This is a genomic window from Pseudomonas sp. Lb2C2, from assembly GCF_052112205.1.
Classification (GTDB): Bacteria; Pseudomonadota; Gammaproteobacteria; order Pseudomonadales; family Pseudomonadaceae; genus Aquipseudomonas; species Aquipseudomonas kilonensis.
On the sequence record NZ_JAUTYW010000004.1, the window covers coordinates 610,637 to 636,661 of the forward strand.

Annotated in this window: 22 protein-coding genes and 1 pseudogene; 3 read left to right on the forward strand and 20 right to left on the reverse strand. The window is 61.5% G+C overall.

Going from position 1 to position 26,025, the window contains the following annotated elements; genetic code table 11:
* Positions 1–14: 14 nt before the first annotated feature.
* From nuoL to Q7F16_RS14780, 11 genes are all read right to left on the reverse strand, one after another.
* The gene (gene nuoL, locus Q7F16_RS14730) at positions 15–1,868 is read right to left on the reverse strand and encodes an NADH-quinone oxidoreductase subunit L (RefSeq protein ID WP_409557191.1); all 1,854 of its coding nucleotides are present in this window, start codon (positions 1,866–1,868) and stop codon (positions 15–17) included.
* Positions 1,865–2,173, reverse strand: coding sequence for an NADH-quinone oxidoreductase subunit NuoK (gene nuoK / locus Q7F16_RS14735; protein ID WP_003180046.1), 309 nt, complete (start codon positions 2,171–2,173; stop codon positions 1,865–1,867). Before nuoK ends, nuoL begins: the two co-directional genes overlap by 4 nt.
* A 4-nt stretch (positions 2,174–2,177) precedes the next feature.
* On the reverse strand, positions 2,178–2,678 hold the full coding sequence (gene nuoJ, locus Q7F16_RS14740; RefSeq protein WP_003203382.1) for an NADH-quinone oxidoreductase subunit J: 501 nt from the start codon (positions 2,676–2,678) through the stop codon (positions 2,178–2,180).
* A 9-nt stretch (positions 2,679–2,687) separates the two neighbouring features.
* On the reverse strand, positions 2,688–3,236 hold the full coding sequence (gene nuoI, locus Q7F16_RS14745) for an NADH-quinone oxidoreductase subunit NuoI (protein WP_003180051.1): 549 nt from the start codon (positions 3,234–3,236) through the stop codon (positions 2,688–2,690).
* Positions 3,237–3,247: 11 nt separating this feature from the next.
* Positions 3,248–4,255 (reverse strand): NADH-quinone oxidoreductase subunit NuoH, encoded by a 1,008-nt coding sequence (gene nuoH / locus Q7F16_RS14750; protein ID WP_014337673.1) that lies wholly within the window; start codon positions 4,253–4,255, stop codon positions 3,248–3,250.
* Positions 4,252–6,966: an NADH-quinone oxidoreductase subunit NuoG gene (nuoG, locus tag Q7F16_RS14755; RefSeq protein ID WP_409557190.1), complete on the reverse strand. Its 2,715-nt coding sequence runs from the start codon at positions 6,964–6,966 to the stop codon at positions 4,252–4,254. The genes nuoH and nuoG overlap by 4 nt, the downstream gene beginning before the upstream one ends.
* A 137-nt stretch (positions 6,967–7,103) precedes the next feature.
* Entirely contained in the window at positions 7,104–8,459 is a 1,356-nt protein-coding gene (nuoF, locus tag Q7F16_RS14760; RefSeq protein ID WP_003203373.1) for an NADH-quinone oxidoreductase subunit NuoF, read from the reverse strand.
* Positions 8,456–8,953 (reverse strand): NADH-quinone oxidoreductase subunit NuoE, encoded by a 498-nt coding sequence (gene nuoE / locus Q7F16_RS14765; protein ID WP_003203372.1) that lies wholly within the window; start codon positions 8,951–8,953, stop codon positions 8,456–8,458. Before nuoE ends, nuoF begins: the two co-directional genes overlap by 4 nt.
* A gap of 2 nt (positions 8,954–8,955) precedes the next feature.
* Positions 8,956–10,740, reverse strand: a complete 1,785-nt coding sequence (gene nuoC / locus Q7F16_RS14770; RefSeq protein ID WP_018609203.1) for an NADH-quinone oxidoreductase subunit C/D — start codon at positions 10,738–10,740, stop codon at positions 8,956–8,958.
* Between the two features lie 73 nt (positions 10,741–10,813).
* Entirely contained in the window at positions 10,814–11,488 is a 675-nt protein-coding gene (locus Q7F16_RS14775) for a NuoB/complex I 20 kDa subunit family protein (RefSeq protein ID WP_013693708.1), read from the reverse strand.
* Positions 11,489–11,498: 10 nt separating this feature from the next.
* Positions 11,499–11,912 (reverse strand): NADH-quinone oxidoreductase subunit A, encoded by a 414-nt coding sequence (locus Q7F16_RS14780; protein WP_003203367.1) that lies wholly within the window; start codon positions 11,910–11,912, stop codon positions 11,499–11,501.
* A 949-nt stretch (positions 11,913–12,861) separates the two neighbouring features.
* On the opposite strand from Q7F16_RS14780, the pseudogene Q7F16_RS14785 reads away from it, so the two are divergent.
* Positions 12,862–13,746: pseudogene (locus Q7F16_RS14785) on the forward strand (methyl-accepting chemotaxis protein); the annotation flags it as partial.
* Between the two features lie 198 nt (positions 13,747–13,944).
* Positions 13,945–14,649, forward strand: a complete 705-nt coding sequence (locus Q7F16_RS14790; RefSeq protein ID WP_409557467.1) for a methyl-accepting chemotaxis protein — start codon at positions 13,945–13,947, stop codon at positions 14,647–14,649.
* A gap of 112 nt (positions 14,650–14,761) precedes the next feature.
* Here Q7F16_RS14790 and aceA read toward each other — a convergent pair whose 3' ends face one another.
* From aceA to Q7F16_RS14830, 8 genes are all read right to left on the reverse strand, one after another.
* Entirely contained in the window at positions 14,762–16,087 is a 1,326-nt protein-coding gene (aceA, locus tag Q7F16_RS14795; RefSeq protein WP_014337679.1) for an isocitrate lyase, read from the reverse strand.
* A 456-nt stretch (positions 16,088–16,543) separates the two neighbouring features.
* Entirely contained in the window at positions 16,544–17,305 is a 762-nt protein-coding gene (locus Q7F16_RS14800; RefSeq protein ID WP_409557189.1) for a secretin N-terminal domain-containing protein, read from the reverse strand.
* A 231-nt stretch (positions 17,306–17,536) separates the two neighbouring features.
* Positions 17,537–17,962, reverse strand: coding sequence for a GNAT family N-acetyltransferase (locus Q7F16_RS14805; RefSeq protein WP_409557188.1), 426 nt, complete (start codon positions 17,960–17,962; stop codon positions 17,537–17,539).
* A complete protein-coding gene (locus tag Q7F16_RS14810) occupies positions 17,955–19,121 on the reverse strand; it encodes a ribosomal protein uL16 3-hydroxylase (RefSeq protein WP_014337681.1) in 1,167 nt (388 codons plus the stop codon). Before Q7F16_RS14810 ends, Q7F16_RS14805 begins: the two co-directional genes overlap by 8 nt.
* An 84-nt stretch (positions 19,122–19,205) precedes the next feature.
* Positions 19,206–20,576, reverse strand: coding sequence for an adenylosuccinate lyase (gene purB / locus Q7F16_RS14815; RefSeq protein ID WP_046064954.1), 1,371 nt, complete (start codon positions 20,574–20,576; stop codon positions 19,206–19,208).
* A gap of 124 nt (positions 20,577–20,700) precedes the next feature.
* Positions 20,701–21,324 (reverse strand): high frequency lysogenization protein HflD, encoded by a 624-nt coding sequence (gene hflD, locus Q7F16_RS14820; RefSeq protein ID WP_046064955.1) that lies wholly within the window; start codon positions 21,322–21,324, stop codon positions 20,701–20,703.
* Positions 21,321–22,445 carry a tRNA 2-thiouridine(34) synthase MnmA gene (gene mnmA / locus Q7F16_RS14825; RefSeq protein WP_014337684.1) on the reverse strand — a complete coding sequence of 375 codons (1,125 nt, stop codon included), beginning with the start codon at positions 22,443–22,445 and terminating at the stop codon, positions 21,321–21,323. Before mnmA ends, hflD begins: the two co-directional genes overlap by 4 nt.
* A gap of 59 nt (positions 22,446–22,504) precedes the next feature.
* The gene (locus tag Q7F16_RS14830) at positions 22,505–22,951 is read right to left on the reverse strand and encodes an NUDIX hydrolase (RefSeq protein WP_409557187.1); all 447 of its coding nucleotides are present in this window, start codon (positions 22,949–22,951) and stop codon (positions 22,505–22,507) included.
* 176 nt (positions 22,952–23,127) lie between these two features.
* On the opposite strand from Q7F16_RS14830, the gene Q7F16_RS14835 reads away from it, so the two are divergent.
* Positions 23,128–23,292 (forward strand): hypothetical protein, encoded by a 165-nt coding sequence (locus Q7F16_RS14835; RefSeq protein WP_409557207.1) that lies wholly within the window; start codon positions 23,128–23,130, stop codon positions 23,290–23,292.
* Positions 23,293–23,637: 345 nt separating this feature from the next.
* Here the strand turns inward: Q7F16_RS14835 and Q7F16_RS14840 are convergent, their stop codons facing one another.
* A complete protein-coding gene (locus Q7F16_RS14840; protein WP_409557186.1) occupies positions 23,638–25,863 on the reverse strand; it encodes an NADP-dependent isocitrate dehydrogenase in 2,226 nt (741 codons plus the stop codon).
* Positions 25,864–26,025: the final 162 nt, after the last annotated feature.

Sequence of the window (26,025 nt, forward strand, 5' to 3'; positions counted from 1 at the left end):
TCGCAAGGTTCATATCAGACCGCTACCAGCACGATGGCGCCGATAACCAGCACGGCGCCAGCCGCCATGGAAGCCGCATACCAACGCAGTTGACCGGTCTCGGTACGGCTCAGGGCAGTGTGGCCGCCCTTGGCCATGCGCGGGATCAGGCCAATGGTCTGGTCGAGCGGGTCTTTGCGCAGAATGTGGCTGATCGCAAGGTATGGCTTGACGAACAGTTTGTCGTAGATCCAGTCGAAGCCCCAGGCGGCGAACCACCAGGCCGAAAGGAATCGCCCGATGCCGCTGTTGGCGATCGCCGTGACGAAACGACGCTTGCCCAGGAACAGCAGGGCGGCCAGCAGGATACCCGCCAGGGCGATGGCGCCCGAGGCGATTTCCAGGCTGTGCTTGGCTTCGCCGCCGGCATGGCCGACGCTTTGTGGCAGCACATCGGCCAGCGGTGGGGTGATCATGGCGCCGACGAAGGTCGACAGCACGATCAGCACCGACAGTGGCAGCCAGTGAGCAATGCCGTGGCCGGCATGGGCTTCGGTCTTGGCTTCACCATGGAACGCGATGAAGATCAGGCGGAAGGTGTACAGCGAGGTCATGAACGCACCCACCAGGCCGGCATAGAGCAGTGCCTGGTTACCGCTGGCGAACGCTTCCCAGAGGATCTCGTCCTTGGAGTAGAAGCCGGCGGTGACCAGTGGCAGGGCCGCCAGGGCCGCGCCGCCAACGATGAAGCTGGCATAGGCCAACGGCAGTTTCTTCCACAGGCCGCCCATCTTGAAGATGTTCTGCTCGTGGTGGCAGGCAACGATCACCGCACCGGAAGCAAGGAACAGCAGCGCCTTGAAGAAGGCGTGGGTCATCAGGTGGAAGATCGCGCCTTCCCAGGCACCGACGCCCAGGGCCAGGAACATGTAGCCGATCTGGCTCATGGTCGAGTAGGCGAGGATGCGCTTGATATCGGTCTGTACCAGCGCGGCGAAACCGGCCAGCACCAGGGTCACGCCGCCGACGATGCCCACCAGGTGCAGGATGTCCGGCGCCAGGGCGAACAGGCCGTGGGTACGGGCGATCAGGTAGACGCCGGCGGTCACCATGGTTGCGGCGTGGATCAGTGCCGAGACCGGGGTAGGGCCGGCCATCGCGTCCGCCAACCAGGTTTGCAGCGGCAGTTGCGCGGATTTACCGACGGCGCCGCCCAGCAGCATCAGGGTCGCCAGGACGATCCAGAAGTCACCGACCTTGAAGTGCTCGGGTGCCTTGACCAGCAGTTCCTGGATATTCAGCGTACCCAGTTGCTGGAACAGGATGAACAGGCCGATGGCCATGAACACGTCGCCGATGCGGGTGACGATGAACGCCTTGAGTGCGGCATTCCCGTTGTTGCGGTTGCTGTAGTAGAAACCGATCAACAGGTACGAGCACAGGCCCACGCCTTCCCAGCCGAAGTACAGGAACAACAGGTTATCGCCGAGCACCAGGAACAGCATGCTGGCGATGAACAGGTTGGTGTAGGCGAAGAAGCGCGAATAACCGGTTTCACCGCGCATGTACCAGGAGGCGAACAGGTGGATCAGGAAACCCACCCCGACCACCACGCCGAGCATGGTCACCGACAGGCCATCCAGGTAGAGGGCGAAGTTCGGCGTGAAGCCTTCAACGGCCATCCACTGCCACAGCACCTGCACGTACCTGCCACCTTCCGGTGGGGCGACGTTGAATTGCCAGATCACGTAGGCCGTGACGATGGCAGACAGGCCGATGGAACCCACGCCAACCAGTGCCGAAAGGTTTTCCGACCAGCGTCCACGAGAGAACGACAGCAGCAGGAAACCAATGAGGGGGAATACGAAAGTCAGAAAGAGTAGGTTCATCCGCGCATCTCGCTGGCAGCGTCGATATCGAGAGTGTGGAAGCGGCGATACAGCTGCAACAGGATCGCCAGGCCGATACTGGCCTCGGCGGCTGCCAGGCTGATCACCAGGATGAACATGATCTGTCCATCCGGCTGCGCCCAGCGAGCGCCCGCGACGATGAAAGCCAGGGCGGAGGCATTCATCATGACCTCCAGGCTCATCAGCACGAACAGAATGTTGCGGCGGACCATCAGGCCAACCAGACCGAGGCAGAACAGGATGCCGGCAACCGCCAGACCATGCTCGAGAGGGATAGCAGGCATGTGATTACTCCTTCGCCTCATTACGGCCCAAATGGAACGCCGTGACGGCTGCGGCAAGCAGCAGCATCGAGGCGAGTTCGACCACCAGCAGGTACGGACCGAACAGGCTGATGCCCACGGCCTTGGCGTCTACGGTGGTGTGGCCGATGGCCTGGCCGCTCTGGTGAGCGAACAGCACATACAGCAGTTCACCCAGCAGCAGGGCGGACAGGATCACCGGTCCCGCCCAGATGCCGGGCTTGAGCCAGGAGCGTTCCTGCTGGACCGCGGCCGGACCGAGGTTGAGCATCATCACCACGAACACGAACAGCACCATGATGGCGCCGGCGTAGGCGATCACTTCCAGGGCACCGGCGAACGGTGCACCGAGGGCGAAGAAGGTCATGGCCACGGCGATCAGCGAAATGATCAGGTAGAGCAGGGCGTGCACGGGGTTGGTGTTGGTGACCACACGAAGCGTGGACACCACCGCGATACCCGATGCGAAATAGAAAGCGAATTCCATCTTTCTTCCTTAAGGCAGCAAGCTCTTCACGTTGATCGGTTCGGCTTCGTTCTGCGCGGCGCCTTTTGGCTTACCGGCAATGGCCATACCTGCAACACGATAGAAGTTGTAATCAGGGTTTTTACCGGGACCGGAAATCAGCAGATCTTCTTTCTCGTACACCAGGTCCTGACGTTTGAACTCGGCCATTTCGAAATCCGGCGTGAGCTGGATCGCGGTGGTCGGGCAGGCTTCCTCGCAGAGGCCGCAGAAAATGCAGCGCGAGAAGTTGATGCGGAAGAAGTCCGGGTACCAGCGACCGTCTTCGGTTTCAGCTTTCTGCAGCGAGATGCAACCCACCGGGCACGCCACGGCGCACAGGTTGCAGGCCACGCAGCGCTCTTCGCCGTCGGGGTCGCGGGTCAGGACGATGCGGCCACGATAGCGCGGTGCCAGGTAGACCGGCTCTTCCGGGTATTGCAGGGTGTCGCGCTTGCGAAAGCCATGGCCGAAGATCATGACCAGGCTTCGCAGTTGGGTACCAGTACCCTTAACGATGTCGCCAATATATTTGAACATGGGTCAAATCCTCACTGAACCGCGGCCGCAGGCGCGTTCATCAAAACGATCGCAGCGGTCACCAGCATGTTGATCAGGGTCAGCGGCAGGCAGAATTTCCAGCTGAAGTCCATCACCTGGTCGTAGCGTGGGCGCGGGATCGAGGCGCGCAGCAGGACGAACAGCATGATGAAGAACGCGGTCTTCAGGGCGAACCAGACGAAGGACAGTTGCGGCAGGATGCCGAACGGACCGTGCCAGCCACCGAAGAACAGCGTTACCAGCAGCGCCGAGATCAGGATGATGCCGATGTATTCACCGACGAAGAACATGCCCCATTTCATGCCGGCATATTCAATGTGGTAACCGTCGGCCAGTTCCTGCTCCGCTTCCGGCTGGTCGAAGGGGTGACGGTGAGTCACGGCTACGCCCGCGATGAAGAAGGTACAGAAACCGAAGAACTGCGGAATGATGAACCACAGGTTCTGGGCCTGGTACTCGACGATGTCGCGCATGTTGAACGAGCCGGCCTGGATCACGATGCCCATGAGCGCCAGGCCCATGAACACTTCGTAGGACACGGTCTGGGCCGAGGCCCGCAGGCTGCCCAGCAGGGCGAACTTGTTGTTGCTCGACCAGCCGGCGAACAGCACCGCGTACACCGACAGGCCGGCCATGGCGAAGAAGAACAGCAGGCCGATGTTCAGGTCCGCCACACCCCAGGTCGGGGTGATCGGGATGATCGCGAAGGCGATCAGCAAGGCGCTCATGGCGACCACCGGTGCCAGGGTGAAGATCACCTTGTCGGCAAACGGTGGCGTCCAGTCTTCCTTGAAGAACATCTTGATCATGTCGGCGGCGATCTGGAACATCCCGTATGGGCCAACGCGGTTCGGACCGTAGCGGTCCTGCCACCAGCCCAGCAGGCGACGTTCGACGAAGCTCAACAGTGCGCCTGCGACCACCACGGCCAGCAGGATCACGATGGCCTTGAGGACCGTCAGGATCACAGCGATCACTTCAGGGGTGAACCAGCTCATTGCGCTGCCTCCTGCAGACCGTCGACGGTTTTGCCGAAAATCGCTGGCGGGATGCCTGCCAGGCCGGCCGGCAGGGCCACCAGGCCGGCGCCCAGTTCTTCATTGATGCGCAGCGGCAGACGCAAGGTCTGGCCGGCCACGTTCAGGCTCAGCAGGGCACCGTCATTGACGCCCAGGCGGTCGGCTTCGGACTTGGCCAGCGACACGTAGGCGGCCGGGATGCGTTCCTGTACCGGTGCGGCCTTGGACGAGTTCTCTTCACTGCCGAACAGGTGATGGAACGGCACGACCTGCCAGGTGCCCGGTGCCGGATTGAAGGCGCGCGGCACGCTGGCGAACCAGCTCAGGCGATCGCCCTGGCTTTCGATCAGGCGGGTGCCCGGGTCGCCTGCACGCAGGTGACCACCGACTTCGTCCTGGAACTTGTTCCAGGCTTGCGGCGAGTTCCAGCCCGGCGACCAGGCGAATGGCACCTGGGAACGCGGTTCGGTCGAGCCCGAGTAGCCTTCCATGGAGAACGAGAACGCGGTGTCGTTGTCCTGGGAGGTGCGCGGTTCGTGAACGCTGATGTCGGCGCGCATGGCGGTGCGACCGGAGTAGCGCAGCGGTTCGCGCGCCAGCTTCAGGCCTTTGATGCGGAACGAGGCGGACGGTGCGGCGTCGACGATGGCGGCCAGTTGCTGGCTGCTCGAAGCGACGGCGGCGGTAACGTGGTCCAGTTGCGTCCAGTCGATCGGCTGGTCCAGCAGGGTTGCGCGCAGGGCGTGCAGCCAGCGCCAGCCTTCATGAACCAGGATGCTGGCGTCCAGGTATTGCGGGTCGAAGACCTGGAAGAAGCGCTGGGCGCGACCTTCCTGGCTGACCAGCGTACCGTCGCCTTCGGCGAAGCTCGCCGCCGGCAGCACCAGGTGGGCGCGGTCGGTGGTGGCGGTTTTCTGATGGTCGGCGACGATCACAACCTTGGCTGCGTTCAGCGCGGCATCGACCTTGGCCTTGTCAGTGCGGGTGAACAGATCGTTCTCCAGCACCACGATGGCGTCGGCGCTGCCGTCGATCACCGCTTGCAGGGCGGCGTCCACCGATTCGCCACCGAGCATGGCCAGGCCAAGGCTGTTGGCTTCCGGCACGATCAGGCTGATGGAACCGTTCTTCTCGCGCAGCTTCAAGGCCTTGGCGATGTTGGCCGCAGCTTCGATCAGCGCCTTGGAACCCAACGAGGTGCCGGCGATGATCAGTGGGCGCTTGGCCGCCAGCAGGGCGTCGGCGATGCGTTGGGCCAGGGCGGCCGCTTCGCTGTCCAGGCCTTCGACGGCCGGGGCGCTGGCGTCCAGGGCGTGGGCCACGGCGAAACCGATGCGCGCCAGATCGTCCGGAGCGGCGTGGACGCATTCTTCGGCCACGTCGTCGAGCTTGGTTTCAGCGAGGCTGGCGATGAACAGCGGGTTCAGCGCGTGCTGGCCGATGTTCTTCACGGCGGCGTCGAGCCACGGCTGCACGCGCATGGCGTCTGCCATGTCCTCGGCCTTGCCCTTGACCGACTGGCGCAGGGCCAGGGCCATGCGGGCGGCGGTCTGGGTCAGGTCTTCGCCAAGGACGAACACCGCGTCGTGGTCTTCGATGTCGCGCATGTTCGGCACGGGCAGCGGGCTGTCCTTGAGCACTTGCAGCACCAGGCGGATGCGTTCCAGCTCACCGGCTTCGATGCCACTGTAGAAGTGCTCGGCGCCGACCAGCTCACGCAGCGCGTAGTTGCTTTCCAGGCTGGCCCGTGGCGAACCGATGCCGACGATGTTGCGACCGCGCAGCAGCTCGGCGGCCTTGTCCAGGGCTTGGTCCAGGCTCAGCTTGGCGCCGTTTGCCAGCAGCGGCTGGCGTGGACGATCCTTGCGGTTGACGTAGCCATAGCCGAAACGACCACGGTCACACAGGAAGTACTGGTTCACCGAACCGTTGAAGCGGTTCTCGATGCGACGCAGTTCACCGTAGCGCTCGCCCGGGGAGATGTTGCAACCGCTGGAGCAGCCATGGCAGATGCTCGGCGAGAACTGCATGTCCCACTTGCGGTTGTAACGTTCGGAGTGAGTCTTGTCGGTGAACACACCGGTCGGGCAAACCTCGGTAAGGTTGCCGGAGAACTCGCTTTCCAGGGTGCCGTCTTCAACGCGACCGAAGTACACGTTGTCGTGGGCGCCGAACACACCCAGGTCGGTGCCGCCGGCGTAGTCCTTGTAGAAACGCACGCAGCGATAGCAGGCGATGCAGCGGTTCATCTCGTGGGAAATGAACGGGCCCAGTTGCTGGTTCTGGTGGGTGCGCTTGGTGAAGCGATAACGGCGCTCGTTGTGGCCGGTCATCACCGTCATGTCTTGCAGGTGGCAGTGGCCGCCTTCCTCACAGACTGGGCAGTCGTGAGGGTGGTTGGTCATCAGCCATTCGACGACGCTGGCGCGAAACACTTTCGCTTCTTCGTCGTCGATGGAGATCCAGCTGCCGTCGGTGGCAGGGGTCATGCAGGACATGACGATCCGACCACGCTTGTCGTTTTCGTCGGTGTACTGCTTGACCGCGCACTGGCGACAAGCGCCAACGCTGCCAAGGGCGGGGTGCCAGCAGAAATAAGGAATGTCGAGGCCCAGCGACAGACATGCCTGTAACAGGTTGTCTGCGCCATCGACTTCGAGCTCTTTGCCGTCTACGTGGATAGTGGCCATGGTTCAAAGTTCTTCGTTGGCCCGGTGTCAGCGGGCGTGGCTAATGGAATCTTGTTATTCGCGTGAATCAACACAGCCGTTTACGGCGTCATCACACGAGAAGACGAAGGGCACGGACCCTTCGTCTTTTTAAGCGTTTACGCGCCGACTACGATCGGCTTTGCCAGAGGCGGGACGACGGCGCTGGTGGGCGCGATGCCGGCTTCGAACTCTGGACGGAAGTATTTGATCGCGCTGCCCAACGGCTCCACGGCACCCGGTGCGTGAGCACAGAAGGTCTTGCCTGGGCCGAGGAAACCCACCAGACCCAGCAGGGTCTCGATGTCGCCGGCCTGGCCTTCGCCGTTTTCAAGGGCCCGCAGCAGCTTGACGCTCCACGGCAGGCCATCGCGGCAAGGGGTGCAGAAACCGCACGACTCACGGGAGAAGAACTCTTCCATGTTGCGCAGCAGCGACACCATGTTGACGCTGTCGTCCACCGCCATCGCCAGGCCGGTGCCCATGCGGGTGCCGACCTTGGCGATGCCGCCGGCATACATTTGGGCGTCCAGGTGTTCCGGCAACAGGAACCCGGTACCGGCGCCGCCAGGCTGCCAGCACTTGAGCTTGTAGCCGTCGCGCATGCCGCCGGCGTAGTCTTCGAACAGCTCGCGGCCGGTGACGCCGAACGGCAGTTCCCACAGGCCAGGGTTCTTGACCTTGCCGGAGAAGCCCATGAGCTTGGTGCCCATGTCTTCGCTGCCGTCACGGGCCAGGGATTTGTACCAGTCCACGCCGTCGGCGATGATCGCCGGCACGTTGCACAGGGTCTCGACGTTGTTCACGCAGGTCGGCTTGCCCCACACGCCTACGGCGGCAGGGAAGGGCGGCTTGGAACGTGGGTTGGCGCGACGGCCTTCCAGGGAGTTGATCAGTGCGGTTTCTTCGCCGCAGATGTAGCGCCCGGCACCGGTGTGGACGAACAGCTCGAAATCAAAGCCCGAGCCCAGGATGTTCTTGCCCAAGAGGCCGGCGGCCTTGGCTTCTTCCACGGCACGGTTCAGGTGCTTGGCGGCGGTGGTGTACTCGCCACGCAGGAAGATATAGCCGCGGTAGGTTTTCAGCGCGCGGGCGCTGATCAGCATGCCTTCGATCAGCAGATGGGGCAGTTGCTCCATCAGCATGCGGTCCTTCCAGGTGTTGGGCTCCATTTCATCCGCGTTGCACAGCAGGTAGCGGATGTTGATGGACTCGTCCTTGGGCATCAGGCCCCACTTCACACCCGTGGGAAAGCCCGCGCCACCACGGCCCTTGAGGCCGGAGTCTTTCACGGTCTGGACGATGTCGTCCTGGGCCATGTCGCTGAACGCCTTGCGCGCAGCGGCGTAGCCGTTCTTGGCCTGGTACTCGTCCAGCCATACGGCTTCGCCGTCGTCACGCAGGCGCCAGGTCAGGGGATGGGTTTCGGCCGAACGCTGGATGCGGTTGGCGGGCCCGAAGGAAGTCAGGGTCATACGTAGCCCTCCAGCAGTTTGGCGACGCCGTCAGGCTGGACGTCACCGAAGGTGTCGTCGTCGATCATCAGCGCTGGCGCCTTGTCGCAGTTGCCCAGGCAGCACACTGGCAGCAGGGTGAAGCGACCGTCGGCGGTGGTCTGGCCCAGGCCGATGCCCAGCTTGTTCTGGATTTCGCCGACCACCGATTCGTGGCCGCCGATGTAGCAGACCATGCTGTCGCAGACGCGAATGATGTGACGGCCTACTGGCTGGCGGAAAATCTGGCTGTAGAAGGTGGCCACGCCTTCGACGTCGCTGGCCGGGATGCCGAGGATTTCGCCGATGGCGTAGAGCGCGCCGTCAGGCACCCAGCCACGTTCCTTCTGGACGATCTTCAGGGCTTCGATCGACGCCGCGCGCGGGTCTTCGTAGTGATGCAGCTCGTGCTCGATGGCCGAGCGCTCGGTTTCGCTCAGGGCGAAACGGTCAGTCTGGATAAGCGTGCTGTTCATGCTTAGCGGTCCACGTCGGCCATAACGAAATCGATACTACCCAGGTACGCAATCATGTCCGCGACCATGCTGCCTTTGATCACCGAAGGGATCTGTTGCAGGTGTGGGAAGCTTGGGGTGCGAATCCGGGTGCGGTAGCTCATGGTGCCGCCATCGCTCGTCAGGTAATAACTGTTGATGCCCTTGGTCGCTTCGATCATCTGGAAGGATTCGTTGGCCGGCATGACCGGGCCCCACGAAACCTGCAGGAAGTGCGTGATCAGGGTCTCGATGTGCTGCAGCGTGCGCTCTTTGGGCGGCGGCGTGGTCAGCGGGTGATCCGCCTTGTACGGGCCTTCCGGCATGTTGCGCATGCATTGGTCGATGATCTTGATGCTCTGGCGCATTTCCTCGACGCGAACCATGCAGCGGTCGTAGGCATCGCCATTGGCCGCCAGCGGTACTTCGAATTCGAAGTTCTCGTAGCCGGAGTAGGGGCGTGCCTTGCGCAGGTCGAAGTCGCAACCGGTGGAACGCAGGCCGGCACCGGTGACGCCCCATTCCAGGGCCTCCTTGGTGTTGTAGGCGGCGACCCCGATGGTACGACCCTTGAGGATGCTGTTCTGCAGGGCGGCCTTGGTGTATTCGTCCAGGCGCTTGGGCATCCACTCGACGAAGTCCTTGACCAGCTTTTCCCAGCCGCGTGGCAGGTCGTGGGCAACGCCACCGATGCGGTACCAGGCCGGGTGCAGGCGGAAACCGGTGATGGCTTCGATCACCGTGTAGGCCTTCTGGCGGTCGGTGAAGGTGAAGAACACCGGCGTCATGGCGCCCACGTCCTGGATATAGGTCCCCAGGAACAGCAGGTGACTGGTGATACGGAAGAACTCGGCCATCATGATGCGGATGACGTCGACCTTCTCCGGTACCTTGATCCCGGCCAGTTTCTCCACCGACAGCACGTACGGCAGGTTGTTCATCACACCGCCGAGGTAGTCGATGCGGTCGGTGTACGGGATGAAACTGTGCCAGGACTGGCGCTCGGCCATCTTCTCGGCGCCACGGTGGTGGTAGCCGATGTCAGGCACGCAGTCGACGATCTCTTCGCCGTCCAGTTGCAGGATGATGCGGAACGCACCGTGGGCCGAAGGGTGGTTCGGGCCCAGGTTGAGGAACATGTAGTCCTCGTTGGCGCCCGAACGCTTCATGCCCCAGTCTTCAGGCTTGAAGCGCGCGGCTTCTTCCTCGAGCTGTTGCTTGGCCAGGGACAGGCTGAACGGGTCGAACTCGGTGGCACGAGCCGGGAAATCCTTGCGCAGCGGGTGACCTTCCCAGGTCGGCGGCATCATGATGCGGGTCAGGTGCGGGTGGCCGGGGAAGTCGATCCCGTACATGTCCCACACTTCACGCTCGTACCAGTTGGCGTTCGGCCAGATGCCGGTCACGGTCGGCACGCTAAGGTCGCTCTCGGACAAGGCGACCTTGATCATTACGTCACTATTACGCTCGATCGACATCAAGTGATAGAACACGGTGAAGTCGACGCCGTCGGGCAGCCCTTGACGCTTGGTGCGCAGGCGCTCGTCCACGCCGTGCAGGTCGTAGAGCATGACGTACGGCTTGGGCAGGTTGCGCAGGAAGGTCAGGACTTCGACGAGTTTGGCGCGGGCAACCCAAAGCACCGGCATGCCGGTGCGGGTCGGCTGGGCGGTGAACGCCTCGGGGCCAAAACGGTTGTTCAGTTCGACGACCACATCCTGGTCGTCTGCCTTGTAAGGCGGGATGTACAGAGCACTGCCTGTAGTCATGGTTATTTATCGCTTTCGGTCAACGTAAAGAATGAAGCCAGGTTCTCGTTTCTTGTAGAGGAACAGAGCTGGATCAGACTTCGTCGGGGCTGCGCAGGTTGGTGACTGCGATACGCTGTTCGCGGCGCTGTTCCTTTTGCGATGGCATGTCGGCGCGATAGACGCCTTGATCGCCAACGACCCAGGACAGTGGGCGACGCTCCTGGCCAATCGACTCCTGCAACAGCATCAGGCCTTGCAGGAAAGCTTCAGGGCGAGGCGGGCAGCCGGGCACGTAGACGTCCACGGGCAGGAACTTGTCCACCCCTTGAACGACGGAGTAGATGTCGTACATGCCACCGGAGTTGGCGCACGAACCCATGGAGATGACCCACTTGGGCTCGAGCATTTGCTCGTAGAGACGCTGGATGATCGGCGCCATCTTGATGAAGCAGGTACCGGCGATAACCATGAAATCCGCCTGGCGTGGCGATGCCCGGATCACCTCGGCGCCAAAGCGCGCGATGTCGTGGGGCGCCGTGAAGGCGGTGGTCATTTCCACGTAGCAGCACGAAAGGCCGAAGTTGTACGGCCACAGGGAGTTCTTGCGACCCCAGTTGACCGTGCTGTTCAGCACGTCTTCGAGCTTGCCCATGAAGATGTTTTTGTGGACTTGATCTTCTAACGGATCGGCGACGGTTTCCCGTTCGCCAATCGGATACTGCTCGTTAGGAGCATCGGGGTCGATCCTGGTGAGATTGTATTGCATTGCCAAAGCCTCATTGTTTCAGCTTCGCTTGCCGCTTGCGCCGAGCTTCCGGAGCCCAATCAAGCGCCCCCACTCGGTAAAGGTAGACAAGACCTGCCAACAGAATTGCTATGAAAACGAGAGCTTCGACGAATCCGGTCCAGCCGCTTTCGCGGACGGACACAGACCATGCAAAGAGAAAGAGGGCTTCGATATCGAAGATCACGAAGAGCATCGCGACCAGATAGAATTTGGCTGAGAGCCGCAAGCGGGCGCCACCGGTAGGTAGCATGCCGGACTCGAACGGTTCATTTTTGCTGCGGCCCCAGGCTTTTGACCCAAGCAGGCTCGACACACCGAGCATGAAAGCACACAGGCCAACAACGCCCAGAAGGAAAATGGCAAAGCCCCAATTGTGGGCCATGAGTCCTGTCGCTTCGGACATGCTGGAAATCCTTAACAGAGAGCAAAGGTCTCTGAGCTTGAATGAAATAACGCAGTGACGATATGTCGCAGCAATCAATCGCGGTGATTTTATGGCTAAACACCGGGCAAGTAAAATTCCTATAGCGAAATTATTTATTGGAATAAGGACATAGCGCGCCTCCATGACCCCGCGGCCCAGGCCGGGCGGGCGTTGACCGTGTGTTCAGCAATAATATTTCGTGCGGAATGTAACAATGATAATGGCTTCCAAATGATAATTATTATTATCTGTGGCGGCCTTTCTACGGTGTACTTAGTATTGTGCCCGAGAGACTGTCTTACATCGCCGCTACTGCAATTGTCAGCGCCGCACGTTTTACTCCTTTTCGGACTGCCCAATACTGCGTTCGATCAATTTTTCTATCCGTACGCCGAAGTTTTGTGAGGAAGGGCTCGGTGAGGGTTGGATCTGCGTGGGGGACTGCTCCTGTGGGAGCCAAGCTTGCTCGCCATGCCGGTAACGCGGTCCCGAGGCAGACAGCGTAATCGTTCATCGCAGGCGAGCCTGACTCCCACAGATGCAGGCTTGCTCTTACAGCGTAGGTTGCTTCAAAAAAAACGGGTGAAAAAACCAGACTCGTGCCGATTTTTGCTCGCTAGCCCCCCGCACAATCTATCCGTCGTCGACTTCTCTTGAAGAAGTGATATCAAATGGCTATCTTTGTGCCTCATTCATCTAATCATCTATACCAATATTTGGTTAGGCCAACGCCCCCTTCTTAGATAGCCGCGCCAGGTCTCATCGTTCGCGGCTGATGACCACAAGGAATGCCATGAACTCTTGGATCGCGAATATGAGCGTTATGCTCAAGCTGGCTTTGGGCTTTGCCGTTGTGCTGCTTCTGACCGCTATCCTCGCCGCGACCGGTTGGTTCAGCCTGGGGAAAATGATCGAGCGTACTGATCGAATGACCAGCATCACCGAACTCGGCAACCGTCTTGATCACCTGCGCAGGGCTCGCTTGCAATACCAGCTGGACCGGGGAGATGAACAAAAGGGTGCACTGATCCAGGCGTCGCTGGAGCAGTTTGTCGCCAAGCAGAAAAGCCTCGCAAACGAGTTGAGAAAACCTGAAAACCTGAAAAAACTTGCGCTGATCGAGCAGGCCAGCACGCAGTATCAAGTGGCGCTGGATGCGATGCGCGAGGCTTATCGCAATGACGCGGCCATGCGCAAGGAGATGGGCGTCAACGCGGTCAAGGGGGCCGCGCTGATTGCCAAGGTCATCAATGACGTAGAAGCAATGCCTGCCTCGGATGAGCGCCGTTTCGAGCAGTACAGGGTCATCCTCAAGGCAAAAGAGGACTTGGCACTGGTGCGTTATGAAGTGCGTGGCTATACCGGCAACCCCAACAGTGCCACCGAGCTCGCCGCCGCCCGCCAGCTCGAAAATGCGCTCAAGGGCATCGAAACCCTCAACGGCGCTTTCGGTCCGACCTATGCCGACACCATCAAGCAGTTGGAAACCGCGCTGATTGCCTACCGCCGTTCGGTGCAGGACTTCACTGCCAGCAATCAGGCCATTGGCAAGGCGGTGCAGGACACTGTCGATTTGGGTGAAACCATCACTCGACTGTCTGACGAAATGTATGCCAACCAACTGGTCTCCCGTGACGAAGACAGCGCCCAGGCGCGCATCCTGCAACTGAGCTGTACTGCCTTGGCGATGTTGCTGGGGATTTTTGCCGCCCTGATCATCACCCGCCAGATTACACGGCCGTTACAGGACACATTGGCTGTGGTCGATCGCATTGCAGCAGGTGACCTCACGCAACACATGATCGTGACCCGTCGTGATGAGCTGGGTGTCTTGCAGCAGGGTATCGAGCGTATGGGCACGACCTTGCGCGACTTGATCGGTGGCATCCGCGATGGCGTCACCCAAATCGCCAGTGCCGCCGAAGAGCTATCGGCTGTCACCGAGCAGACCAGTGCCGGGGTCAATAGTCAGAAGACCGAGACCGATCAGGTGGCTACCGCCATGCACGAAATGTCGGTCACCGTACATGAAGTCGCGCGTAATGCCGAACAAGCTCGCGCAGCTGCATCAGAGGCCGATGCACAAGCCCGTGTCGGCGACCAGGTGGTCGCGCAAGCCATCGTTCAAATTGAGCGCTTGGCCAGCGAGGTCGGGCGCTCCGTCGACGCCATGAACGAGCTGGAGCAGGAAAGCGGGCGCATCGGCAAGATCATGGACGTGATCAGGGCGGTGGCTGAGCAGACCAATTTGTTGGCCCTTAACGCCGCCATCGAGGCCGCTCGCGCGGGTGACGCCGGGCGCGGCTTTGCCGTGGTCGCCGACGAAGTCCGTGGGTTGGCCCAGCGTACCCAGCATTCCACCGAAGAGATTGAAAGCCTGGTGGCGGGCTTGCAGAACGGCACGCGCCAGGTATCGAGCATCATGCGAAATAGCCGCGAACTGACCGACAGCAGCGTGGAATTGGCAGGCAAAGCCGGCACATCCCTGGGCAACATTACCCAGGCGGTTTCTGGCATCCAGGCCATGAACCAACAGATTGCCGCCGCCGCGGTGCAACAAAGCTCGGTGGCCGAGGAAATCAGCCGCAGTATCCTGAGCGTGCGCGATGTATCCGAACAGACCGCCTCCGCCAGCGAAGAAACCGCCGCCTCCAGCATCGAACTGGCGCGCCTGGGTAACCAGTTGCAGCAGTTGGTCAGTCACTTCAAGGTGTGAAAAACGGAGCGGAAAAAACCGGCAAAAAAAAGCCCCGAACCAGTCGGGGCTTCAGATCATCGGCTTTGCGGTTAGCTTTTACTCGGTCCGCAAGGGCCGTTTACGGCGTGTATCAGTGGAACTGTTCTTCTTCGGTGGAACCGGTCAGTGCGGTCACCGACGAAGTGCCGCCCTGGATCACGGTGGTCATGTCGTCGAAGTAGCCGGTGCCCACTTCCTGCTGGTGAGCCACGAAGGTGTAGCCCTTGGCGGCGTCAGCGAACTCTTGCTCTTGTAGCTTCACGTAGGCGGTCATGTCGTTGCGGGCGTAGTCGTGCGCCAGGTTGAACATGCTGTGCCACATGTTGTGAATGCCGGCCAGGGTGATGAACTGGTGCTTGTAGCCCATGGCGGACAGTTCGCGCTGGAACTTGGCGATGGTCGCGTCGTCCAGGTTTTTCTTCCAGTTGAAGGAAGGCGAGCAGTTGTACGACAGCAGTTGGTCCGGGTATTCCTTCTTGATCGCTTCGGCGAAGCGACGGGCTTCGTCCAGGTCCGGCTTGGCGGTTTCGCACCAGATCAGGTCGGCGTACGGCGCGTAGGCCAGGCCACGGGCGATGGCCTGGTCGAGACCGGCGCGCACCTTGTAGAAGCCTTCCTGGGTGCGGGTACCCGTCACGAACGGCTGGTCGTATGGGTCGCAGTCGGAGGTCAGCAGGTCAGCGGCGTTGGCATCGGTACGGGCCAGGATGATGGTCGGTACACCGGCAACGTCGGCAGCCAGGCGGGCAGCGGTCAGCTTCTGCACGGCTTCCTGAGTTGGAACCAGTACCTTGCCGCCCATGTGGCCGCATTTCTTCACCGAAGCCAGTTGGTCTTCGAAGTGAACGCCGGCGGCGCCTGCCTCGATCATGCTCTTCATCAGCTCGTACGCGTTCAGGACGCCACCGAAACCGGCTTCAGCGTCAGCCACGATCGGCGCGAAGTAGTCGATGTAGCCTTCGTCGCCCGGGTTCTTGCCGGCTTTCCACTGGATCTGGTCGGCGCGACGGAACGAGTTGTTGATGCGCTTGACCACGGTTGGAACCGAATCCACCGGGTACAGCGACTGGTCGGGGTACATCGACTCGGCGGAGTTGTTGTCCGCGGCTACTTGCCAGCCCGACAGGTAGATCGCCTGGATGCCGGCCTTGACTTGCTGCACAGCCTGGCCGCCGGTCAGGGCGCCCATGCAGTTGACGAAATCTTTCTCGGGACGGAAGGCTGGCTTGGCGCCCTGGGTCACCAGGTTCCAGAGCTTCTCGGCGCCCATCTTCGCAAAGGTGTGCTCAGGTTGAACCGAGCCACGCAGACGGACGACGTCAGCAGCGGAATAATTGCGCTTCACGCCTTTCCAGCGCGGGTTTTCAGCCCAGTCTTTTTCAAGGGCTGCAATTTGCTGTTCGCGTGTCAGTGCCATGGAGATAAACCTCGTCGCATAGGTCTTGGTGGAAAATTCCTGCTCCTGCCGACCAGGGGGTTGGCGTGCAAGTCGGTTCAGGCGGGGTGGCGACGGGATGAACGATGGGCTCGAGGGGAAAGTGAGCAGGTAGGGGCGAACTGCGGGCGCATTCGGGCGTCGTGGGCCTCCATACGAACTCAGAGTGATGCCGGGTTACCTAGTTACGCTTCCGTCCCTCGGGACAACTTCGTTCCAGTCGCAACCTCGTCAAACACACCTTGTGGGCGGTACAGACACGAATCGGCTCGCAGGGTAGTTGCAAGCGTCGACCCGAAGGCCCTTGCCAGGGCCCCTGATTAGCGGGAGCGAGGCCATCATGCCTTCGGTTTTTTGCCTCGTCAAACGTTTTGTAGTGCTTTTTTTGTGGCACTACATCTTTGGTCTAATACGACTCATCAGTCAGTTTTTGGTGCTTCAGTTCAGGGTGTCGACCTTGACCCGCAGAATCATGTCGTCGCGGCCCTGGGTCGAGTAGCTGCGGGTCAGGCCCTGTTTGTCGGCTTGAGTCTGGCGATTGACGCCGGCCAGGGTGATCCATTCGCCCAGGCGGCCGCTGACGGTTGTGTTGGTACTCTGAACGTTCACTACATCGGGACGTTCCTGGCTCATGCGGTCACGGTTGGTACTGATGCTGAGATGAACGGTCTCGCCGGTGACGCTCGCCGTGACATAAAAACCCTGGGTGACGTTGCGGTATTCGGTCTGGCTTTGCAGGCGGCCGTAGTTGTCGGTCTGGCTGCTGGTGAAGGGCACGCTCTGGCCGACCTGGATCAGCGCCGGCTGGCCTTCGCTGGCTTGCACCTGCTGCACGCCGCCGTCACGGCTGGCGGTGCTGCGGTTGATGATGCGGGTCTGGCTGGGCGCGGCACCGTTGATCGAGTAACCCTGGTCGCCCTGCAGGTTGTTTTCGTTGGTATCGACCGTAATCAGCAGGCGCTTGGGCGCGGTGTCCAACTGGGCCAGGAATTGCCGGAGTTCTTCGATCTTGCCGGGCTCGGCGTTGACGATCAGTTGGTTGCCGTAGGCGCTGACCTGGCCGTCCTTGCCGATGAAATTCTGCGCCACCGGCAGCAGGTCTGCGCTGGTGCGGTAGTTCAGCGGCACGACTTGCGTATCGGCCATGGCTGACAGGCTGCTACCAAGCAGCAGGAGGGTCAGCAGGGTGCGTAGAAGCATGTCCATTTCTCCGTGAGACAAAGGCCTGATATTGCCAGTTTGTCGGCCCCGGGTGGGGCAAGTTGAATGTTAGACGGCAAAACGCCCCGGCATCGGTGGATGGCGGGGCGTTTTGAGCTTGCATGATGCTTTTGTGGCGAGGGAGCTTGCTCCCGCTGGGTCGCGAAGCGAACCCCAAAAAGCAGGGGCCGCTGCGCAGCCCAGCGGGAGCAAGCTCCCTCGCCACAGGTTTCAGGCTGAGCGCCGCACCATGTCCACATGCGGAATCCCGGCTTCCAGGAACTCCTCGCTGACCACCGCAAACCCCAGTCGCTCATAGAACGGCGTGGCATGCACCTGGGCGCTGAGCATCTGTTGCTGGAGCCCACGTTTCTCGGCTTCGGCGATCACTGCATGCATCAGCGCATCGCCCACCTTCAGGCCGCGCCAGTCCTTGAGGACCGAGACACGGCCGATATGGCCGTCGGTCAACAGGCGGGCGGTGCCGATGGGAAAGTCGCCTTCAAACGCCAGAAAATGCACCGCGCTCTGGTCGTCGGCATCCCATTCCAGCTCAGGTGGAACGGACTGCTCGGCAATGAACACGGTCTCACGAATGCGCCGGATCTCGGCGTTATCCTTTTGCCAGGCTGCGACACGAACGTGAATTTTATTCATCGGCGAACCCCAGGCTGCCTTGCTTGACCAGTTCGCAGACCAGGCCGCGACCGTCTTCGTCGGCCAGCCACGGACCGAGGTTCTCGATGTGCAGGGCGTCGGCGGCGCAGATCATTTTCAGCAACTCGCGCAGCTTGCCCGGCAGGTAACGGCTCTGGCCGCTGGCGAACAGCAGCAGGTCGTCATCGACTTCCGACCAGGCCAGGCGCGCGCTCGGGTTGCGAATGATCACGGCACCTTGTTCCAGGCTGGCCAGCAGGTCGTCTTCTTCCAGTTCCGGGCCCACCACCAGTTCCGGGTAGCGCGGCTCGGTCATGAACTGGCCGAACCAGGTCAGCAGCAGGCGCTCGTCGCTCATGTGCTCGGCCAGCAAGCCCTTGAGGCGGTCGAGGGCGTCCTGCTGGATCTGGTGCGGGTCGGCTACAGGGCGCGCGTCGGCGTCGGTGTAGCGCTCTTCGTCCGGCAGGAACTGGCTGAGGAAGTCGGTGAAGTGGGTCAGGACTTCAGCGGCGCTCGGCGCACGGAAACCCACCGAGTAGGTCATGCAGTCGTCCACGGCCACGCCACAGTGCGCCAGGCGCGGCGGCAGGTAGAGCATGTCGCCCGGTTCCAGGGTCCACTCGTCAGTGGCTTCGAATTCAGCGAGGATGCGCAGGTCGGCGTGCTGCAGCAGCGGGCTTTCGGAGTCGCACATCTGGCCGATTTTCCAGTTGCGCTGGCCATGGCCCTGCAGCAGGAACACGTCGTAGTTATCGAAATGCGGGCCCACGCTGCCACCTGGGGCGGCGAAGCTGATCATCACATCGTCGATGCGCCAGCTCGGCAGGAAGCGGAAGTTCTCCAGCAGCTCGCTGACTTCCGGTACGAACTGATCGACGGCCTGTACCAGCAGGGTCCACTCGCGCTCTGGCAGCTTGCTGAATTCGTCTTCGGCGAACGGGCCGCGACGCAATTCCCAAGGGCGCTCGCCGTGTTCGATCACCAGGCGCGATTCGACTTCTTCTTCCAAGGCCAGACCGGCCAGTTCGTCGGCATCGATCGGGTTCTGGAAGTCAGGAATCGCCTGACGGATCAGCAGGGGCTTTTTCTGCCAGTAGTCACGCAGGAACTCCCGTGCCGTGATGCCGCCCAGAAGTTGCAGAGGAATATCAGGATTCATGTGTAACCTATTGAAAAAATATACTTTTCAGACGCGAATAAAAACGCCCGGCGCGGCCGGGCGTCTCAAAGGTACAGCCGTGTATCAGATGCGCTTGGCTTGTGCCGCCGCGTTGCCGATGTAGTTGGCCGGCGTCAGCTTCTTCAGCTCGGCGCGGGCCTCGGCAGGCATGTCCAGGCCATCGATGAAAGTCTGCAACGCTTCAGGGCTGATGCCCTTGCCACGGGTCAGTTCTTTCAGCTTTTCATACGGGTTTTCGATGTTATAGCGACGCATCACGGTCTGGATCGGCTCGGCCAGGACTTCCCAGCAGGCGTCCAGGTCAGCGGCGATCTTCTGCTCGTTCAGTTCCAGCTTGCTGATGCCCTTGAGGCTGGCTTCGTAGGCAATGACGCTGTGGGCAAAACCCACGCCCAGGTTGCGCAGCACGGTGGAGTCGGTCAGGTCGCGCTGCCAGCGGGAGATCGGCAGTTTGCTCGCCAGGTGCTGGAACAGCGCGTTGGCGATGCCCAGGTTGCCTTCGGAGTTTTCGAAGTCGATCGGGTTGACCTTGTGCGGCATGGTCGAGGAACCGATTTCGCCGGCGATGGTGCGCTGTTTGAAGTAACCCAGGGAGATGTAGCCCCAGATGTCACGGTCGAAGTCGATCAGGATGGTGTTGAAGCGCGCGATCGCATCGAACAGCTCGGCGATGTAGTCATGCGGTTCGATCTGGGTGGTGTAGGGGTTGAAGCTCAGGCCCAGCTCGTCTTCGATAAAGGCGCGGGCGTTGGCTTCCCAGTCGATGTCCGGGTAGGCCGACAGGTGGGCGTTGTAGTTGCCCACGGCGCCGTTGATCTTGCCCAGCAGCGGCACGGCGGCCACTTGGGCGATCTGGCGCTCCAGGCGGTAGACCACGTTCGCCAGCTCCTTGCCCAGGGTGGTCGGCGAAGCCGGTTGACCGTGGGTGCGCGACAGCATCGGCACGTCGGCGAAGCGGATCGCCAGCTCGCGGATGGCTTGGGCGGTCTGGCGCATCAGTGGCAGCATCACCTCATCGCGGCCTTCGCGCAGCATCAGGGCGTGGGACAGATTGTTGATGTCCTCGCTGGTGCAGGCGAAGTGGATGAACTCGCTGACATTGGCCAGTTCCGGCAGCTTGGCCGCCTGCTCCTTGAGCAGGTATTCGATGGCCTTGACGTCGTGGTTGGTGGTGCGCTCGATCTCTTTGACGCGCTCGGCGTGCTCAAGCACAAAGTTTTCTGCCAGGGTGTTGAGCACCGCGTTGGCTTCGGCGGAAAACGCCGGCACTTCGCTGATGGCAGGGTGGGCGGCCAGGCGCTGGAGCCAGCGCACTTCAACCAGGACGCGGGCACGGATCAGGCCGTACTCGCTGAAAATCGGGCGCAGGGCCTGGGTTTTGCCGGCGTAGCGGCCGTCAACAGGGGAAACCGCAGTGAGCGAAGAGAGCTGCATGGGGTGTTCTCGGACAGTCGGGCAACGAAATGGGGCGCGTATCATACATGAAAACAATCGCCGGTCCGTCGCCAACTGACCGGCGTATTACGCGTAACGAACTACAAAAACGGGTTGAGGCGACTTATTCGTTGCGCATCAACGGGTAAAGCTCTTTAAGCAATTTGCGCCGGCTGATCACCAGTTGCCAGCGATGGCCGCCCAACTGTCGCCACAGCCGTGCCGAACGAATCCCGGCCAGCAACAGGGCGCGGATCTTCGAGGCATTGCTCGGTTGCTGCAGGTTGCGCATGTCGCCATGCACCTGGATGCGCTGGCGCAAGGTGCTCAGGGTGTCCTGGTACAGCGCGCCGCAGGCCGCGACGACGTTTTCGTGGGACGGGCCGAAGTGCTCGACCTGGGACTGGATCTGCGGCAAGCGTTTGCCGATGGTTTCCAGCAGGTCGTCGCGCTTGGCCAGCTGGCGCTCAAGGCCCAGCATCGACAGGGCGTAGCGCAGCGGTTCGCGTTGCAGGGCGCTGGGATCGCGCTCCAGGGCACCGATCAGCGCACGATAGCCTTCGCGCAGGTTCAGGTCATCGCCGCCGTAGACTTCGAGGGTGTCCTTGGGGTCGCGAACCAGCAGGCTGCCGAGCATGCAGGCCACGCCCGCTTCGCTGGCCTGGCCGGTCTTGGCGATCCTGTCCACCAGCACGGCGGCGAGAAATACGCCGCCCAATGCTGTCAGTTGTTCCTGGATGGGGGTCATGCCTTGCTGCTCCAAGGCTCTGCGACTTCGATCACGCCGCCGCCCAGGCAGATTTCGCCGTCATAGAACACCACGGACTGGCCGGGCGTGACCGCCCGCTGCGGGTCATCGAAGGTGGCGCGGTAGCCCGTGGCGGTTTTTTCCAGGGTGCAGGGCTGGTCGCTCTGGCGGTAGCGAACCTTGGCCGTCAGGCGACGCGGTTCGCTGAGGTCGATCGGGTTGACCCAGTAGATGTCGGAGGCGAGCAGGGCGCGGGAAAACAACCATGGATGGTCGTTGCCCTGGCCGACGATCAGCTCGTTGTGCTCCAGGTCCTTGACCAGCACGTACCACGGCTCTTCCCCGGCGTCTTTCAGCCCGCCGATGCCCAGGCCCTGGCGCTGGCCGATGGTGTGGTACATCAGGCCATGGTGACGGCCGATGACTTCGCCTTCGGTCGTCTTGATCTCGCCCGGCTGGGCCGGCAGGTATTGCTTGAGGAAGTCGCTGAAACGCCGCTCACCAATAAAGCAGATCCCGGTGGAGTCTTTTTTCTTGGCGGTGGCGAGCTGGTGTTTTTCGGCGATCGCACGCACTTCGGGCTTTTCCAGTTCGCCTACCGGGAACAGGGTCTTGGCGATCTGCTCGCCGCCGACGGCATGCAGGAAGTAGCTCTGGTCCTTGTTCGGGTCCAGGCCCTTGAGCAGTTCGGTGCGGCCGTCGATGTCGCGGCGGCGCACGTAGTGGCCGGTGGCGATCAGGTCGGCGCCGAGCATCATGGCGTAGTCGAGGAACGCCTTGAACTTGATTTCGCGGTTGCAGAGGATGTCCGGGTTCGGCGTGCGGCCGGCCTTGTATTCGGCCAGGAAGTGCTCGAAGACGTTGTCCCAGTACTCGGCGGCGAAGTTGGCAGTGTGCAGCTTGATGCCGATCTTGTCGCACACGGCCTGGGCGTCCGCCAGGTCATCCATGGCGGTGCAGTATTCGGTTCCGTCGTCTTCTTCCCAGTTCTTCATGAACAGGCCTTCCACCTCATAACCCTGCTCGATCAGCAGTAGGGCGGAAACGGAAGAGTCCACGCCGCCGGACATGCCGACAATGACGCGCTGCTTGGATGTGTCAGAAGGAGCTGGATCACGCATAGGAATTCAATGAGTGTCTTGAAAAAGGACGCGATTCTATCAGGCCCGGGCGCGCAAGGCTAAAGAGAAGGACGGATCAGCGTCAGACTGTGGCGGTGGCCGGCCAGATAATCGTCGATGCAGCGGATGATCAGCTCGCTGCGCCAGTGCTCGCGCTGCTCGAGCAGTTCGTCGCGGGTCAGCCATTTGGCGCCGAGGATGCCGTCGTCCAGTTGATACTCGGGATGGTGTTTCAAGGCTTTGGCGGCGAAACAGACGCGCTGGTAGGTCACGCCGTTGCTGGGGGCGGTGTACAGGTAAATGCCGGTGACGCTGGTGGGTTCGACGTCCCAGCCGGTTTCTTCCAGGGTTTCGCGTACGGCGGCTTCGATCAGGGTTTCGTTGGGGTCCAGGTGGCCGGCGGGCTGGTTGAGTACCGTGCGTCCGGCCTTGGATTCTTCCACCATCAGGAAGCGGCCGTTGTCTTCGACGATGGTGGCGACGGTGATGTGGGGTTGCCAGTTCATAAGGTTCCTTCATTGCTCAGATTGGGGGGGATCGAGTACATATCCGTTTTTGTAGTAACGGCCGCTTAGGGTTCCGCCCTGACGGCGGGTCACTTTCGAAAAGCCCGGAAGCCGGCCCAGTCGAAAGTAACCAAAGCGCTTTTGCCCCACCATTCGGTGCCTCGCTTGGGCTCGGCATGCCCTCACTCCGGCATTGCTCCGTGGGCCGCCGCGAAGGGCCATCCATGGCCCAGCGCGGCTATCCCGGCATCCATGCCGGGATGCCCACTGCGCAATGCCTGCGTTCGGCCATCGTGGTTAAGGGGGCGCCCCAGATCAACGTCCACCGCGAGGCGGCCTAGTAGCCGACCTGGTTCTCCCGGTCGTACACCCATCAGATCTGTAGGAGCAAAGCTTGCTCGCGAGGCGGCCTAACAGCCGACCTGATTCTCCCGGTCGTACACCCGTCAGATCTGTGGGAGCAAAGCTTGCTCGCGAGGCGGCCTAACGGCCGGCCTGTTTCTGCCGGTTGTACTTCAATCCAACTGTGGGAGCGAGCTTGCTCGCGATAGCGGTGTGTCAGTCAATATTTGAATTGAATGATGAATTGCAATCGCGAGCAAGCTCGCTCCCACAGGGGTGGGTTCTAGATGCCAGAAACACAAACCCCGGCACAAGGCCGGGGTTTGTGGTGCTTCCTTACAACCTTACACCAGCGCAGCAATCGCCGCGTTGAAGGTGTTGCTCGGGCGCATGGCCTTGCTGGTCAGTTCCGGGTTGGCGAAGTAGTAACCGCCGATGTCCACGGGCTTGCCTTGCACGGCATTGAGCTCGGCAACGATTTTTTCTTCGTTGTCGGTCAATGTCTTGGCCAGGGAAGCGAACTGAGCCTTGAGGGCTGCGTCGTCGTCCTGGGCGGCCAGTGCCTGGGCCCAGAACAGGGTCAGGTAGAAGTGGCTGCCGCGGTTGTCGATGCCGCCGACCTTGCGCGAAGGCGACTTGTTGCGGTCCAGGAACTCACCGGTAGCCTGGTCCAGGGTCTTGGCCAGCACCAGTGCTTTGGGGTTGTTGTAGGTCACGCCCAGGTGCTCGAGGGACGCGGCCAGGGCCAGGAACTCGCCCAGGGAATCCCAGCGCAGGAAGTTCTCTTCCAGCAACTGCTGCACATGCTTGGGTGCCGAGCCGCCAGCGCCGGTTTCGAACAGGCCACCGCCGTTCATCAGCGGCACGATCGACAGCATCTTGGCGCTGGTGCCCAGTTCCATGATCGGGAACAGGTCGGTCAGGTAGTCGCGCAGTACGTTGCCGGTCACCGAGATGGTGTCCTTGCCTTCGCGGGTGCGGGCCAGGGTGAACTTCATCGCGTCGACCGGCGACATGATGCGGATGTCCAGGCCGGCAGTCTCGTAGTCCTTCAGGTAAGTCTGGACCTTCTCGATCACGACGCCGTCATGGGCGCGCATCGGGTCCAGCCAGAAGATCGCCGGGGTGCTGCTGGCGCGGGCGCGGTTGACGGCCAGTTTGACCCAGTCCTGGATCGGCGCGTCCTTGGTCTGGCACATGCGGAAGATGTCGCCAGCTTCGACGCTCTGCTCCAGCAGGGTGCGACCGTTGTTGTCCGAAACACGGACCACGCCGTCGACCTTGATCTGGAAGGTCTTGTCGTGGGAGCCGTACTCTTCGGCTTTCTTGGCCATCAGGCCAACGTTCGGCACGCTGCCCATGGTGGTTGGGTCGAAGGCGCCGTGTTGTTTGCAGTCTTCGATCACCGCCTGGTAGATGGTGGCGTAGCAGCGATCCGGGATCACGGCCTTGGTGTCGTGCAGTTGGCCGTCGGTGCCCCACATCTTGCCGGAGTCACGGATCATGGCCGGCATCGAGGCGTCGACGATGACGTCGCTCGGCACGTGCAGGTTGGTGATGCCTTTGTCGGAGTTGACCATCGCCAGGGATGGGCGTGCCGCGTAGACCGCCTGGATGTCAGCTTCGATCTGCGCCTGCTGCTCGGCCGGCAGGGCCTTGATGCGGGCGTACAGGTCGCCGATGCCGTTGTTCAGGTTGAAGCCGATCTGCTCCAGCACTTGGGCGTGCTTGGCCAGGGCGTCTTTATAGAACTCGGCAACGATCTGGCCGAACATGATCGGGTCGGAGACCTTCATCATGGTGGCTTTGAGGTGAACCGACAGCAGGACGCCTTTTTGCTTGGCGTCTTCGATTTCAGCGGCGATGAAGTCGCGCAGGGCGTTTTTGCTCATCACGGCGCAGTCGAGGATCTCACCGGCTTGTACGGTGGTTTTTTCCTTCAGGACAGTGGCAGTGCCGTCCTGGGCGATCAGCTCGATTTTCACGCTGCCGGCGGCGTCGATCAGGGCGGCTTTTTCGCTGCCGTAGAAATCGCCGGTGCTCATGTGGGCTACATGGGACTTGGAGTCGGCTGCCCAGGCGCCCATTTTGTGCGGGTGCTTGCGGGCGTAGTTCTTGACCGACAGTGGTGCGCGACGGTCGGAGTTGCCTTCGCGCAGGACCGGGTTCACGGCGCTGCCCTTGATCTTGTCGTAGCGGGCGCGAGCGTCTTTCTCTGCGTCGCTGCTCACGGTTTCCGGGTAGTCCGGCAGCGCATAGCCCTGGGCCTGCAATTCCTTGATCGCGGCCTGCAGTTGCGGCACCGAGGCGCTGATGTTCGGCAGCTTGATGATGTTGGCTTCAGGCGTAACGGCCAGGTCGCCCAGTTCGGCGAGGTGGTCGGCTACGGCTTTGTCACCCAGTTGCTCGGGGAAGCTGGCCAGGATGCGCCCTGCGAGGGAGATATCGCGGGTTTCCACGGCGATATCGGCCGAAGCGGTAAAGGCTTCGACGATCGGCAGCAGCGAATAGGTGGCGAGGGCGGGCGCTTCGTCGGTGAAGGTATAGATGATCTTCGAGCGGGTGGGCATATTCGGATTAACTCTCTTCTTTGCTAAAGCATGCGCAGAAACTCGAGGGGCGCCGGGTAAGCGCGTTCGTTCAAAGTCATCCGTGAACCGAATGTCGAGGTTTCTTCGCGGTGATGTTGGGTGCATCAGTCGAGCGTCAAGCGGTTGGGCCGCGGTAACGGT